The organism is Streptomyces canus, assembly GCF_030816965.1.
Taxonomy (GTDB): domain Bacteria; phylum Actinomycetota; class Actinomycetes; order Streptomycetales; family Streptomycetaceae; genus Streptomyces; species Streptomyces canus_E.
In genome coordinates this window covers 5,115,471-5,129,595 of record NZ_JAUSYQ010000002.1, presented here as the reverse complement: position 1 = coordinate 5,129,595, position 14,125 = coordinate 5,115,471, and the positions used below count along the sequence as shown (strand labels likewise).

Below are 14,125 nucleotides of genomic sequence, written 5' to 3'. Positions count from 1 at the left end.
AGGCGCTTGAAGCGACTGAACGAAGGCCTCGTGACACGACCCCCGCAGCGGATGTCCGGCATGGATGACAAAAACCCCCAACCAAGATCGGCTGGGGGCCTTCGTGCTGGTGGGGCTAACAGGATTTGAACCTGTGGCCTCATCCTTATCAGGGATGCGCTCTAACCAACTGAGCTATAGCCCCGCCGCGCTCTGCGGAGTGTGTCCCGCGCGCTGACTCCTGAAGATTAGCGCACGACGTGGGCAGTCCCAAAATCGGTTCCCCGAGGACCGCCTCCGCAGGTTTGAGGCAGCGTTACTCGTCCTCCGCCAGCGTCAGCTCGACGCCGCCGACGAAGCCCGCGGAGAGGTTGTAGATGAACGCTCCGAGGGTCGCGAGAGCCGTCGCGAGGACGACGTCGATGACCGCGATGATCGACGTGAACATCAGGACGTTCGGCAGGGAGAGGAACGCCTGGAGGTCGAAGCCGTTCGACTCGTTCGAGCCGGTCGCCTCGGAGATCGTCCCGCCGACCGTCGAGAAGACGCCCATCGCGTCCATGACCATCCACAGCACGGCGGCCGCGACGATCGTGCAGATGCCCAGTGCGATGGAGAGCAGGAAGCTGACCTTCATGACGGACCACGGGTCGGCCTTGGCCACCCGCAGACGTGCCTTGCGGGTACGGGGCGTGGTGCGCGCGCCGGTGCGCGGGCGTCGTACCGCACCGGCCGGGGTGGCCTGCGTCGGGTAGGCCTGCGGTGGGTGGTACGGGCCGGCCTGCTGCTGCGGCCGGCGTTCCCCCGGCAGCGGAGAGGGCGAAGGCTGGGGCTGAGCCGCCGCCTGCGGCGGTGCGGCGGGCGCCGTCGGCTGGGCCGGCGGCTGGGTGTCCGTCACAGGTCCCCCCTGGGATCCATGAGTCTCGGGCGAGCGCGAGTCCGTCGCGGGCGGCTTGATCGCCTTGAGTTGAGTCGTGTGCGTATCTGTCGGGTGCGTTTCTGCCGCACGCGCGGCAGAGCCACGGCCGCCGCCGTCCGCCTCCGAGCCGGGGGAAGACCCCGTAGAGGTTCCGGTCGATCCGGCGCCCGTGGCTCCGCTCACGATGACTCACTCCTCGCTACTCGGCCGGGGGTGCCTCACCCTCGTCCGTGCCGATGGTCGCGACGGCACCCTCGACGGTCTCGTCGTCGGCCACATCGCCGTCGACCTCCTCCGCCTCACGTCCCGCCTCGGCGTTACGTGCGATGCCGACCACGGCATCGCGCTTGCCCAGGTTGATCAGTTGGACGCCCATGGTGTCACGGCCCGTCTCCCTGACCCCGCTGACTCGCGTACGAATCACACCGCCGGACAGCGTGATGGCGAGGATCTCGTCGGTCTCCTCGACCACCAGCGCTCCGACGAGCGATCCGCGGTCCTCCACGATCTTGGCGGCCTTGATACCGAGGCCGCCGCGACCCTGGACGCGGTACTCGTCGACGGGGGTCCGCTTCGCGTACCCGCCGTCCGTAGCAGTGAACACGAACGTACCGGGTCGAACAACATTCATCGAGAGCAGCTCGTCTCCCTCACGGAAGCTCATGCCCTTCACACCCGAGGTGGCACGGCCCATGGGACGCAGGGTGTCGTCCGAGGCGGTGAACCTGATCGACTGCGCCTTCTTGCTGATCAGAAGCAGATCGCTGTCGGCCGAGACGAGTTCGGCACCGATCAGTTCGTCGTCCGAACCGTCCTCGCGCTCACGCAGATTGATGGCGATGACGCCACCGGAACGCGGAGAGTCGTAATCCTTCAGTGACGTCTTCTTGACCAGACCCGCCTTCGTGGCGAGCACGAGGTACGGCGCCGCGTCGTAGTCGCGGATCGCGAGGATCTCGGCGATCGCCTCGTCCGGCTGGAAGGCCAGCAGGTTGGCGACGTGCTGTCCACGCGCGTCACGGCCGGCGTCCGGCAGTTCGTACGCCTTGGCCCGGTAGACGCGGCCCTTGTTGGTGAAGAACAACAGCCAGTGGTGCGTCGTGGAGACGAAGAAGTGGTCGACGATGTCGTCTTCCTTGAGCTTCGTGCCGCGTACGCCCTTGCCGCCGCGCTTCTGCGCGCGGTAGTCGACGGTCTTGGTCCGCTTGACGTAACCGCCGCGCGACACCGTGACGACGATGTCCTCCTCGGCGATGAGGTCCTCGATGGACATGTCGCCGTCGTAGGGCACCAGCATGGTCTTGCGGTCGTCGCCGTACTTGTCGACGATCGCGGTGAGTTCGGCGCTGACGATGCCGCGCTGGCGGACCGGCGAGGCCAGGATCTCGTTGTACTCGGTGATCTTCGCCTGGAGTTCGTCGTGCTCCTGGACGATCTTCTGGCGCTCCAGGGCGGCGAGGCGGCGCAACTGCATCTCGAGGATGGCGTTGGCCTGGATCTCGTCGATCTCCAGGAGCTCCATCAGGCCCGTGCGCGCGATGTCGACGGTGTCGCTGCGCCTGATCAGCGCGATGACCTCGTCGATGGCGTCCAGGGCCTTGAGGAGGCCGCGCAGGATGTGCGCCCGCTCCTCGGCCTTGCGGAGCCGGAACTTCGTACGCCGGACGATGACCTCGATCTGGTGCGCCACCCAGTGCCGGATGAACGCGTCGAGCGAGAGGGTGCGGGGGACGCCGTCGACGAGCGCCAGCATGTTGGCGCCGAAGTTCGACTGCAGGTCCGTGTGCTTGTACAGGTTGTTCAGCACGACCTTGGCGACCGCGTCACGCTTCAGAACGATCACGAGCCGCTGACCCGTACGCGACGACGTCTCGTCCCGGACGTCCGCGATGCCGCCGACCTTGCCGTCCTTCACCAGGTCGGCGATCTTCTGCGCGAGGTTGTCGGGGTTGGTCTGGTACGGCAGTTCCGTCACCACCAGGCACTGGCGGTTCTGGATCTCCTCGACCTCGACGACCGCGCGCATGGTGATCGAGCCGCGACCTGTGCGGTACGCCTCCTCGATGCCCTTGCGGCCCACGACGAGCGCGCCGGTCGGGAAGTCGGGGCCCTTGATGCGCTCCATGAGCGCGTCCAGGAGCTCCTCGTGCGAGGCCTCCGGGTTCTCCAGGTACCACTGGGCGCCGGAAGCGACCTCGCGCAGGTTGTGCGGCGGGATGTTGGTCGCCATGCCGACCGCGATACCGGCCGAGCCGTTGATCAGGAGGTTCGGGAAGCGGGCCGGCAGGACGGTCGGCTCCTGGGAGCGGCCGTCGTAGTTGTCCGTGAAGTCGACGGTCTCCTCGTCGATGTCACGGACCATCTCCATCGACAGCGGCGCGAGCTTGCACTCGGTGTAGCGCATCGCCGCCGCCGGGTCGTTGCCCGGGGAGCCGAAGTTGCCGTTGGAGTCCACCAGCGGCATCCGCATCGACCACGGCTGGGCGAGGCGCACCAGGGCGTCGTAGATCGAGGAATCGCCGTGGGGGTGGTAGTTGCCCATGACGTCGCCGACCACGCGCGCGCACTTGTAGAAGCCGCGCTCGGGGCGGTAGCCGCCGTCGTACATGGCGTACAGGACGCGGCGGTGGACGGGCTTGAGACCGTCCCGGACGTCCGGCAGCGCACGGGACACGATGACGGACATCGCGTAGTCCAGGTACGAACGCTGCATCTCCGTCTCGAGCCCGACGGGCTCGACACGCTGGGCGATGACGCCGCCCTCTTCAGAGGTGACGGGCGTGTTCTCGTCGGCCATTGCGGGTGAAGATCCTTCCTGGTGCGGTCAGCTGAGACCGACTCAGATGTCGAGGAAGCGGACGTCCTTGGCGTTGCGCTGGATGAACTGGCGGCGGGCCTCCACGTCCTCGCCCATCAGGACGGAGAACAGGTCGTCTGCCTGGGCGGCGTCGTCGAGGGTGACCTGGCCGAGAACGCGGTGCTCCTGGTCCATGGTGGTGATGCGCAGTTCCTCGGCGTTCATCTCGCCGAGACCCTTGAAGCGCTGGATGGAGTCCTCGCGGATGCGCTTGCCGCGCTGCCGGCCCATCTCGATCAGTGCGTCGCGCTCGCGGTCCGAGTAGGCGTACTCGACGTCGTCCCGGCCCCACTTGATCTTGTACAGAGGGGGACGGGAGAGGTACACGTGCCCGGCCTCGACCAGCGGCCGCATGAAGCGGAACAGGAAGGTCAGCAGCAGCGTGGAGATGTGCTGGCCGTCGACGTCGGCGTCCGCCATCAGGATGATCTTGTGATAGCGCAGCTTCTGGATGTCGAAGTCCTCGTGGACTCCGGTGCCGAAGGCCGAGATCAGCGCCTGGATCTCCTGGTTCTGCAGGATCTTGTCGATCCGCGCCTTCTCGACGTTCAGGATCTTGCCGCGGATCGGGAGGATCGCCTGGTACTCGGGGTTTCGGCCGGACTTGGCCGAGCCGCCGGCGGAGTCACCCTCGACGATGAAGATCTCGCACTTGGTGGGGTCGTTCGACTGGCAGTCGGAGAGCTTGCCCGGCAGGGAGGCGGTCTCCAGGAGACCCTTGCGGCGCGTCAGGTCACGGGCCTTGCGGGCCGCCACGCGCGCGGTGGCCGCCTGGATGCCCTTGCGGATGATGTCCGCGGCCTCGACGGGGTTGCGGTCCAGCCAGTCGGTGAGGTGCTCGTAGACGACCTTCTGGACGAAGGTCTTCACCTCGGTGTTGCCCAGCTTCGTCTTGGTCTGGCCCTCGAACTGCGGCTCGCTCAGCTTCACCGAGATGATCGCGGTCAGACCCTCGCGGATGTCGTCACCCGTGAGGTTGTCGTCCTTCTCACGCAGCAGCTTCTTGTCGCGCGCGTACTTGTTGACGAGGTTCGTCAGCGCCGCGCGGAAGCCTTCCTCGTGCGTGCCGCCCTCGTGCGTGTGGATAATGTTCGCGAAGGAGTAGACGCCCTCGGTGTAGCTGCTGTTCCACTGCATCGCGACCTCGAGGGACAGGAGCTTGTCCTTGTCCTCGGCCTCCAGGTCGATCACGGTGGGGTGCACCACGTCTCCCTTGCGGGAGTTGAGGTACTTCACGAAGTCGACGATGCCGCCCTCGTAGTGGTACTCGACGACCTTGACTTCGTCCTTCTCGTCGGCGCCCGCCTCGTCCGCCCCGGCGGTGGCCTTCGCCGACTCGCGCTCGTCAGTGAGCTTGATCCTCAAACCCTTGTTGAGGAACGCCATCTCCTGGAAGCGGCGGGAGAGCGTCTCGAAGGAGTACTCGGTGGTCTCGAAGATGTCGCCGTCGGCCCAGAAGGTGACCGACGTACCGTGCTCGTCCGTCGCCTCGTGCTTGGCCAGCGGAGCCGTCGGGACGCCCAGCTTGTAGTCCTGCGTCCAGCGGTAGCCGTCGGTCTTGACCTCGACGGCGACCTTGCTGGACAGGGCGTTCACCACGGAGACACCCACGCCGTGCAGACCGCCGGAGACCGCGTAGCCGCCGCCGCCGAACTTGCCGCCCGCGTGCAGCACCGTCAGGACAACCTCGACGGCCGGCTTGCCCTCGGAGGGGACGATGCCCACCGGGATGCCTCGGCCGTTGTCGACGACGCGCACGCCGCCGTCGGCCAGGATCGTCACGTCGATGGTGTCCGCGTGGCCGGCCAGCGCCTCGTCCACGGAGTTGTCGACGACCTCCTGCACCAGGTGGTGCAGGCCGCGCTCGCCGGTCGAGCCGATGTACATACCGGGTCGCTTGCGGACCGCGTCCAGACCCTCGAGGACGGTGATGGCGCTGGCGTCGTACGAGGCGGTTACCTCGCCATTCGACGAGGTCGCCTCGGCGTCGGTGGACGGGATGTTCTCGTTGGGGTTGCCGGAATCGGCCACGAAGCGCCCTTTCTGGCACAGCACGAGCCAGGCTCGTCGGCGGGTTGCCGGAGCGGCTGCGGCATGTTGCGTTGGTAAGCCTTGATCAGCGTTGCTCAGCGTTTCCCGGGCGGTCCCCACGTTTGGGGCGGGATTCGCTTCCAGTCTACCGGTAGCGCCGACAGTGATGGGGGTTTGCCGGTACCTGAGTCCTCATGTGCCGCCCTCAACCGGCGTCTTCCGGGTCCCCATATACGGAGCGGGGCTCCAGGAGGCTCACGGAGGCACTCAGCGCTTCGGGCTGTCAACCTATGGCTACTTGGGAGTCAGGTCGGAATTCGCCACCGCGTACAGAGCTACGACAAAGGCGTCGCCGATGCCTCGAAGGCACCGCCGACGCCCTGGATGTGATGTCCATCACCCGTAGGTGTCACCGGGTCCCGTGCTGCCCGGGGCGCGCAGCGGACCGTAGCGACGGGCGGGGCCGCCGGGGCCGTTCACCTTGATCAACTTCACGGCGCCGTGCCCGAGATCCTCGTTCAGACGGGCCACCAGCTGCGGCGCGAGCAGCCGCAGGTTCGTCGCCCACGCGGTCGAGTCGCAGCGCACCACCAGAACCCGCTCGTCCTCGTCGTACTTCTCCGGCTCGCAGTGCTTGGCCAGGTCCTCGCCCACGATCTGCGGCCAGCGCCCCATCACCCCGCCCACCGCGGCGGGCGTCTCCCAACCGCGCTCGGTGATCAGGCGGTTGATGGCGGCCCCGAACGCCATGGGGTCGCGTCCGTCGGCGCGCGCGCCGGAACGCAGCCCGCCACCGCGCCGGGCCTGGCGCTTCTGCTGCGCCGCGTCCCCACGCGCGCGTGCCTGTTCCTTCGCGGCCCTGAGCGCCACGCGCGCGAGGTCGACGCCGGACGGCTCGGCGGGCTTGGGGATCTCCGCGGGCGGTTGTTCGTCGGTCATACGCGCTCCACTGTCCCCTCGGACACGGTGTACCGCGTCCCCGTCAGCACGTGCGGCACGTCGTCGTCGACCGCCGCCGTCACCAGGACCTGCTCACCGGGCGCGACGAGCTCGGCCAGGCGCTCACGGCGACGGGTGTCCAGCTCGGCGAACACGTCGTCGAGGATCAGCACGGGTTCGTTGCCCTCGGCCCTGAGCAGGTCGTACGACGCGAGGCGCAGCGCCAGCGCGTACGACCAGGACTCGCCGTGCGAGGCGTATCCCTTGGCGGGCAGCTGACCGAGTTTGAGAAGCAGATCGTCCCGATGCGGTCCTACGAGGGTCACGCCCCGCTCGATCTCCTGCTTGCGCGCCTCCGCGAGCGCGGCCATCAGCTGCTCGTGGAGATCCTCACGTGTGTGTGCCTCGCCCGGCGCGGACGGCTTGTACTCCAGGGCGATCGGGCCGCCGCCGGGGGCCAGTTGCTCGTACGCCTTGTCGGTCAGCGGCTGGAGCGCGGCGATCAGGTCGAGCCGCTGGGCGAGCAACTCGGCGCCCACGCGCGCGAGGTGCTGGTCCCACACGTCGAGGGTGGACAGGTCCATCGAGCGACCGCCGTGCCGTCGCGCGAGCGCGGCCGACTTCAGCAGGGTGTTGCGCTGCTTGAGGACGCGCTCGTAGTCCGAGCGAACGCCGGCCATGCGCGGGGAGCGGGCGGTGATCAGCTCGTCCAGGAAGCGGCGCCGCTCGCCGGGGTCGCCCTTCACCAGCGCGAGATCCTCCGGCGCGAACAGCACGGTCCGCACGATCCCGAGCACATCACGCGGCCTGACCTGTGAGGACCTGTTGATGCGGGCACGGTTCGCCTTGCCGGGGTTGAGCTCCAGCTCGACCAGTTGCTGCCGCTCGCCCTGTCTGACCTGCGCCCGGACGATCGCGCGGTCGGCGCCCATACGGACCAGGGGGGCGTCGGAGGCGACCCGGTGGCTGCCGAGGGTGGCGAGGTAGCCGATCGCCTCGACCAGATTCGTCTTGCCCTGCCCGTTGGGGCCCACGAACGCGGTGACGCCCGGGTCGAGCGGAACTTCGACCCGGGCGTACGAGCGGAAGTCGGCCAGCGACAGGTGCGTGACGTGCATGGTCGGTCGCCGACCTCCCCCAGATTGTGGACTGCGGCCTGTGGATTGCTCCGCAGCCCTGTGGATTACTTCGTCTCGACCGCGTGGCCGCCGAACTGGTTGCGCAGCGCCGCGATCATCTTCATCTGCGGCGCGTCGTCCTGGCGGGACGCGAACCGCGCGAACAGCGACGCGGTGATCGCCGGCAGCGGCACCGCGTGGTCTATGGCGGCTTCGACGGTCCACCGGCCCTCGCCGGAGTCCTGTGCGAAACCGCGCAGCTTGTCCAGGTGCTCGTCCTCGTCGAGGGCGTTGACCGCGAGGTCGAGGAGCCAGGAACGGATGACCGTGCCCTCCTGCCAGGAGCGGAAGACCTCCCGGACGTCGGTCACGGAGTCGACCTTCTCCAGGAGCTCCCAGCCCTCGGCATAGGCCTGCATCATCGCGTACTCGATGCCGTTGTGGACCATCTTCGCGAAGTGGCCGGCGCCGACCTTGCCGGCGTGCACCGCACCGGCGTCGCCCTTGGGCTTGAGGGCGTCGAAGACCGGCTGCACCTTGGCGACGTTCTCCGCGTCGCCGCCGTACATCAGCGCGTAGCCGTTCTCCAGGCCCCACACACCACCGGAGACGCCGCAGTCGACGAAGCCGATGCCCTTGGCTGCCAGCTCCTCGGCGTGCTTCTCGTCGTCCGTCCAGCGGGAGTTCCCGCCGTCCACCACGACGTCACCCGGCTCCAGGAGCTCGGCCAGCTCGTCGATGGTCGCCTGGGTCGGCGCACCGGCCGGGACCATCACCCACACGACCCGCGGGCCCTGCAACGCGTCCACAAGCTCCTTCAGGCTGTGGACATCGGCGAGGTCCGGGTTGCGGTCGTATCCGATCACGGTGTGGCCTGCGCGGCGGATCCGCTCGCGCATGTTGCCGCCCATCTTGCCGAGGCCGATGAGACCGAGCTCCATCAGTGGTTCCTTAGGTTGCTGTGGCGTGAGAGCACTTTCGTACCCACGTACGAGCCTAAACCCGGACGCTCACGCACACCTGTGGGCATACCCGCTCAAACGTATGCCCTCACCTGGGGCTTTGACTCAGCCGCTCAGCCGCACCGGCATGATCAGGTACTTGTAGGCCTCGTCCGCCTCGGCGTCCAGGGCCGGCTTGCCGCTCAGCAGCGCAGGCTTGGTGGACGTCGTGAAGGACAGCTGGGCCACCGGGGAGTCGATCGCGCTCAGGCCGTCCAGCAGGAAGGTCGGGTTGAAGGCGATCGAGACGTCGTCGCCCTCCAGCTGGGCGTCGACCCTTTCCACAGCCTGTGCGTCATCACTGGAACCGGCCTCCAGGATCAGCACACCCTGCTCGAAGCTCAGCCGCACCGGGGTGTTGCGCTCGGCGACCAGGGCCACACGCTTGACGGCCTCCACGAAGGGGGCGGTCTCGATCACGGCCACGGAGTTGAACTCCGTCGGGAACAGCGAGCGGTACTTCGGCAGGTCCCCTTCGAGCAGACGCGTGGTCGTACGGCGGCCCGCGCCCTCGAAACCGATCAGGCCCTCACCCGCGCCCGAACCGGACAGCGCCAGGATGACGCTGTCGCCGCTCGTGAGCGCCTTGGCGGTGTCCAGGAGCGTCTTGGCGGGCACCAGGGCGACCGCGGACGCCTCCGGGTTCTCCGGCTTCCACAGGAACTCGCGGACGGCGAAGCGGTAGCGGTCGGTGGACGCCAGCGTGACGGTGTCGCCCTCGATCTCGATGCGCACACCGGTCAGGACGGGGAGCGTGTCGTCACGCCCCGCGGCGATGGCCACCTGGGCGGCGGCGGAGGCGAAGACCTCACCGGGGACGGTGCCCGTGGCGCTCGGCATCTGCGGCAGCGCCGGGTACTCCTCCACAGGCAGGGTGTGGAGTGTGAACCGCGAGGAGCCGCAGACCACCGTGGCCCGTACACCGTCTGTGGAAATCTCCACCGGACGGTTGGGAAGGGCGCGGCAGATGTCGGCGAGCAGGCGGCCGGAGACCAGCACCGTGCCCTCCTCCTCGACCTCGGCCTCCACGGACACCCGCGCGGAGACCTCGTAGTCGAAGCTGGACAGGCTCAGCTGGCCTTCCTCGGCCTTCAGGAGAAGGCCGGCGAGGACAGGCGCCGGCGGACGGGCCGGGAGGCTGCGCGCCGCCCAGGCCACTGCCTCCGCGAGTACGTCGCGTTCCACCCGGATCTTCACTGTTGCCGCCTCCTGCTGTTGCCGGCGCTGCTCGGCCTGCCTGGCTTCGTCGTCTGTCTCGGTGTCGTCGGTCCCTGTGCCGGGAAGGACACCGGGGAACAGTCTGACGCACCCCACTGACAGTAGGTGCCTCTCGGGGTCAAGTCGTGACGAGGGGCAGTCGGGAGCCGGACAGCGAGTTGTGCACAGGCCCCACTTCGAAACGGATTCCCAGCTCTCTCTAGTTGGGAGTAGTAGTAGGGGCTGTGGATACCGTGGATAACCCCGTTTTCCCAGCTCAGAGGGGAAATTTTGTCCACTGGCCCTGTGGGTGGAGGCGGTGGACAACCGGGCGTATCTGTGGAGAACAGAAAGTTCTGCACACTCCGTGCACAGCCTGAGGCGAGTTCTCCCCAGCGCCGTCCCCAGCTTTACCCACCTTTCCCACAGCCCAACCCGGCACCTTCGTGTGACGCCTTTCACTCGACCCGGTGATCAGGCGCGTCGCGTTGCCGAACAGTGGACAGGCATGTGGAGAACCCGGTGATCGCTGGGGACAACCGGCCCCGGCCTGTGGGTTGCCGGTGGACAACTCGGTGCACAGCCTGTGGATCTTCTCGCTGTCCACAGTCTGTGGAGATCGTTCGTCCACGAATCCACAACCATCTGACCTGGCCTGATGGTCTTGCAACAGGGAGCCTGTGGACCGTGATCTGGACAACTTCGCGGTCCCCAGGATGTGGACGGGAAAAAGTCACCGGATCTGTGGAGAGAGGCCGTAACCCGGCGGGGAATCGAACAGCCGGCTACGGCGGCATCAAGAAGGGCGCCTCCGGGATCTCGTCCCCAGGGCGCCCTTCAGCGTCGAAACCGACGTAACTCTGCTTCTGTCAGCCGTTCTTGATGCGGTTCGTCAGCTCGGTGACCTGGTTGTAGATGGAGCGCCGCTCGGCCATCAGATTGCGGATCTTGCGGTCGGCGTGCATGACCGTGGTGTGGTCGCGGCCGCCGAACAGTGCGCCGATCTTCGGCAGCGACAGATCCGTCAGCTCGCGGCACAGGTACATGGCGATCTGGCGGGCCGTGACGAGCGCCCGCCCGCGCGAGGTGCCGCACAGGTCCTCGACGGTCAGGCCGAAGTAGTCCGCCGTGGCGCTCATGATGGCCGTGGAGGTGATCTCCGGGGCCGAGTCCTCGCCGCCGGGGATCAGGTCCTTGAGGACGATCTCGGTCAGGCCCAGGTCGACCGGCTGCCGGTTGAGCGACGCGAACGCCGTCACCCGGATCAGCGCGCCCTCCAGCTCGCGGATGTTGCGCGAGATCCGGGAGGCGATGAACTCCAGGACCTCCGGCGGCGCGTTGAGCTGCTCCTGCACCGCCTTCTTGCGCAGGATCGCGATCCGTGTCTCCAGCTCGGGCGGCTGGACGTCGGTGATCAGACCCCACTCGAAACGGTTCCGCAGCCGGTCCTCCAGCGTCACCAGCTGTTTGGGAGGCCGGTCGCTGGACAGGACGATCTGCTTGTTCGCGTTGTGGAGCGTGTTGAAGGTGTGGAAGAACTCCTCCTGCGTCGACTCCTTGTCCGCGAGGAACTGGATGTCGTCGACGAGCAGGATGTCCATCTCGCGGTAGCGCTTGCGGAAGCTGTCGCCCTTGCCGTCGCGGATGGAGTTGATGAACTCGTTGGTGAACTCCTCCGAGCTCACGTACCGCACGCGCGTGCCGGGGTACAGGCTGCGCGCGTAGTGCCCGATCGCGTGCAGCAGGTGGGTCTTGCCGAGTCCCGACTCCCCGTAGATGAAGAGGGGGTTGTAGGCCTTGGCCGGCGCCTCGGCGACCGCCACTGCGGCCGCGTGGGCGAAGCGGTTGGAGGCGCCGATGACGAACGTGTCGAAGAGGTACTTCGGGTTCAGCCGCGCGGTGGGCTCACCGGGGCCGGTCGCCGGCGCGGGCTGAGCGGCGAGCGGACCGGGAGCGCCGGTGGTGGGCAGGCTGGAGCCGACCGGGCCGCCGCGATGCACATGTCCGGAGCCGGGCGGGGGGTTTGGCAGGTCCCGGCGGGCGTCGCGCTGGTCGTAGTCGGACCGGGGCTGGTCGTAGTCGGGACGCGGCTTGTCGTAGTCCGGGCGCTCGTCGTAGTCGCGGCGCGGACTGTCGTAGGACGGGCGGTCCATCGGCTGCGGGCGGTAGTCCTGCGACGGGGGGCCGTACGACTCCTGCGGATACGGCTCCTGCGACGGCGACGCGTACGGGTCGCGCTCCGGGAAGCCGAGTCGCTGCTGCTGCCAGCTGTACTCGTCCTGCGCCGGTCGCGGCCAGGCGCCGGGCTCGGGGCGCTGGTACTCCGAGGGGTAGGCCGGGCGGGCGGTCGGGAGCTGGTCCGGGCGGGGGGCGTGGTCGCCCTGGTGCCCGGGGCGCTGCTCGCCGCGGTTCGGACGGGAGTCGTCGGCGCGGTGACGGCCGTAACCCTCGTACTGGTTGTCGTACTGGCCGGAGGGGAGTTCCGGCTCCTCATAGCGCGACTGGGGGCGGGGGGCCGGAGGCGCGGGCGGTGCCGGGGGCTCGCCCGCGGAGTCGTCGACCGTGATCGCGATACGGATCGGGCGACCGCACTCACGGCTCAGCGTCTCGCTGACGGCAGGGGCCAGCCTGCCCTCCAGTACGCCTTTCGCAAATTCGTTCGGTACTGCGAGCAGGGCGGTGTCGGCGACCAGCGCGAGCGGCTGGCAGCGCCGGATCCAGTGCTCGTCCTTCGCCTCCACGCCCTGGACGCGGCCCTCGCCGAGAAGTTGCTCGAGTACGCGTGGCCACACTGCGGCAAGATCGGCAGGTACGTCAGCCACAGGGCACGCTCTCTCACGGGTCCCACGAACGTGTGGTTGTGGGACGAGTCGGGATTCAAATGGGGTGGAGCCGAAACAGAGGGGTCAAGGGAACGAATCGGAGTTCAGCCACGGTAGTCAGGGCGACGGGTGCGGTTCAAGTTGTTGTCCCCAGCCTGTGGATAGTGTCCCCCGGTGACCACTGGTTTGACCGGATGGCGCAGCCGCGCGTACCGTAACCAGGTCGAGTTGTCGATGGCTGCTGCCGCCTGCCTCCGATGGGCACAGATCGCCTCGGGTGATCGGGAAGCGGTGCACTCGGGCGTTACTGCGAGCTACTCGTGGGCGCACGGTGACAGCCAGGACGGCACCCGCAACCACCGATTTATTTCTGGAGCCCCCGAGTGAGCAAGCGCACCTTCCAGCCGAACAACCGTCGTCGCGCCAAGACCCACGGCTTCCGCCTGCGGATGCGTACTCGTGCCGGCCGCGCGATTCTGGCGAACCGCCGCAGCAAGGGTCGCGCCAGCCTGTCCGCCTGATCCCGGTCAGGTCATGCCGTCGTGCTGCCCACCGAGAACCGGCTGAGGCGGCGCGAGGACTTCGCGACCGCAGTACGACGAGGGCGCCGGGCCGGACGCCCGTCCCTCGTTGTCCATTTTCGTAGCGGTGCCACGGACCCGCACGCGCCTGGGGAGAGCGCTCCTCCGACGCGTGCGGGTTTCGTCGTGAGCAAGGCCGTGGGCGGCGCGGTCGTGCGCAACAAGGTGAAGCGCAGACTGCGTCATCTGATGCGCGACAGGGTCGCTCTGTTTCCCCCCGGTAGCCTGGTAGTCGTACGAGCGCTGCCCGAGGCGGGCGACGCCGATCACGAACAGCTGGCCCGAGACCTGGATGCCGCCGTTCAGCGGCTGCTGGGAGGGGGCGCACGATGAAGTACCCGCTGCTGGCGCTGATCAAGCTGTATCAGTGGACCATCAGTCCGCTGCTGGGGCCGGTGTGCAAGTACTACCCGTCGTGCTCCCACTACGGCTACCAGGCCATCGACCGGCACGGTGCGATCAAGGGAACGGCACTCACCGCCTGGCGCATCCTGCGGTGCAATCCGTGGTCGCTGGGCGGTGTGGACCATGTCCCGCCGCGCAAGCGTCCGCGGTGGCACGAAATGCTGCGTAACGCCTGGCGTGCACGTAGGGGCGGGCCCTCCGCCGCCTCGGCCACCGAGGGACAGACTCCTTCGAGCCCGGCCGCAGAGACTCCGTCCCATGCCCAAGGAGCATGAT

Annotated in this window: 11 protein-coding genes and 1 tRNA gene; 3 read left to right on the top strand and 9 right to left on the bottom strand. The window is 68.0% G+C overall.

Features of this window, described 5'->3' with window-relative positions; genetic code table 11:
• Positions 1-107 precede the first annotated feature (107 nt).
• The 9 genes from QF027_RS24610 to dnaA all read right to left on the bottom strand — a co-directional run bounded on the left by QF027_RS24610 (position 108) and on the right by dnaA (position 12,863).
• A tRNA-Ile gene (locus tag QF027_RS24610) sits at positions 108-184 on the bottom strand.
• 111 nt (positions 185-295) lie between these two features.
• Positions 296-1,081, bottom strand: coding sequence for a DUF3566 domain-containing protein (locus QF027_RS24605; protein ID WP_306978897.1), 786 nt, complete (start codon positions 1,079-1,081; stop codon positions 296-298).
• Positions 1,082-1,097: 16 nt separating this feature from the next.
• The gene (gene gyrA / locus QF027_RS24600; RefSeq protein WP_306978900.1) at positions 1,098-3,695 is read right to left on the bottom strand and encodes a DNA gyrase subunit A; all 2,598 of its coding nucleotides are present in this window, start codon (positions 3,693-3,695) and stop codon (positions 1,098-1,100) included.
• Between the two features lie 42 nt (positions 3,696-3,737).
• Positions 3,738-5,810, bottom strand: a complete 2,073-nt coding sequence (gene gyrB, locus QF027_RS24595; protein WP_306978902.1) for a DNA topoisomerase (ATP-hydrolyzing) subunit B — start codon at positions 5,808-5,810, stop codon at positions 3,738-3,740.
• Positions 5,811-6,182: 372 nt separating this feature from the next.
• Positions 6,183-6,725 carry a DUF721 domain-containing protein gene (locus tag QF027_RS24590; RefSeq protein WP_059208186.1) on the bottom strand — a complete coding sequence of 181 codons (543 nt, stop codon included), beginning with the start codon at positions 6,723-6,725 and terminating at the stop codon, positions 6,183-6,185.
• Entirely contained in the window at positions 6,722-7,843 is a 1,122-nt protein-coding gene (gene recF / locus QF027_RS24585; RefSeq protein WP_306978906.1) for a DNA replication/repair protein RecF, read from the bottom strand. The genes QF027_RS24590 and recF overlap by 4 nt, the downstream gene beginning before the upstream one ends.
• A 65-nt stretch (positions 7,844-7,908) precedes the next feature.
• On the bottom strand, positions 7,909-8,784 hold the full coding sequence (gnd, locus tag QF027_RS24580) for a phosphogluconate dehydrogenase (NAD(+)-dependent, decarboxylating) (RefSeq protein WP_306978908.1): 876 nt from the start codon (positions 8,782-8,784) through the stop codon (positions 7,909-7,911).
• Between the two features lie 126 nt (positions 8,785-8,910).
• Positions 8,911-10,041: a DNA polymerase III subunit beta gene (dnaN, locus tag QF027_RS24575; protein ID WP_020119489.1), complete on the bottom strand. Its 1,131-nt coding sequence runs from the start codon at positions 10,039-10,041 to the stop codon at positions 8,911-8,913.
• 869 nt (positions 10,042-10,910) lie between these two features.
• Positions 10,911-12,863: a chromosomal replication initiator protein DnaA gene (gene dnaA / locus QF027_RS24570; RefSeq protein ID WP_306978909.1), complete on the bottom strand. Its 1,953-nt coding sequence runs from the start codon at positions 12,861-12,863 to the stop codon at positions 10,911-10,913.
• A 383-nt stretch (positions 12,864-13,246) separates the two neighbouring features.
• Between dnaA and rpmH the strand changes: the two genes are divergently transcribed.
• The 3 genes from rpmH to yidD are packed head-to-tail and all read left to right on the top strand — an operon-like array spanning position 13,247 to position 14,124.
• Positions 13,247-13,384, top strand: a complete 138-nt coding sequence (rpmH, locus tag QF027_RS24565; RefSeq protein WP_005482975.1) for a 50S ribosomal protein L34 — start codon at positions 13,247-13,249, stop codon at positions 13,382-13,384.
• A 21-nt stretch (positions 13,385-13,405) separates the two neighbouring features.
• Positions 13,406-13,777 carry a ribonuclease P protein component gene (gene rnpA / locus QF027_RS24560; RefSeq protein WP_059208182.1) on the top strand — a complete coding sequence of 124 codons (372 nt, stop codon included), beginning with the start codon at positions 13,406-13,408 and terminating at the stop codon, positions 13,775-13,777.
• Complete coding sequence (yidD, locus tag QF027_RS24555) at positions 13,774-14,124, top strand: membrane protein insertion efficiency factor YidD (protein ID WP_037707204.1); 351 nt, start codon at positions 13,774-13,776, stop codon at positions 14,122-14,124. The genes rnpA and yidD overlap by 4 nt, the downstream gene beginning before the upstream one ends.
• Position 14,125 lies beyond the last annotated feature (1 nt).

Bases quoted from the DNA above. Each gene is read 5' to 3' on its own strand.
- gyrA (WP_306978900.1), bottom strand. From the start codon at position 3,695: ATGGCCGACGAGAACACGCCCGTCACCTCTGAAGAGGGCGGCGTCATC.
- QF027_RS24590 (WP_059208186.1), bottom strand. From the start codon at position 6,725: ATGACCGACGAACAACCGCCCGCGGAGATCCCCAAGCCCGCCGAGCCG.
- recF (WP_306978906.1), bottom strand. From the start codon at position 7,843: ATGCACGTCACGCACCTGTCGCTGGCCGACTTCCGCTCGTACGCCCGG.
- gnd (WP_306978908.1), bottom strand. From the start codon at position 8,784: ATGGAGCTCGGTCTCATCGGCCTCGGCAAGATGGGCGGCAACATGCGC.
- yidD (WP_037707204.1), top strand. From the start codon at position 13,774: ATGAAGTACCCGCTGCTGGCGCTGATCAAGCTGTATCAGTGGACCATC.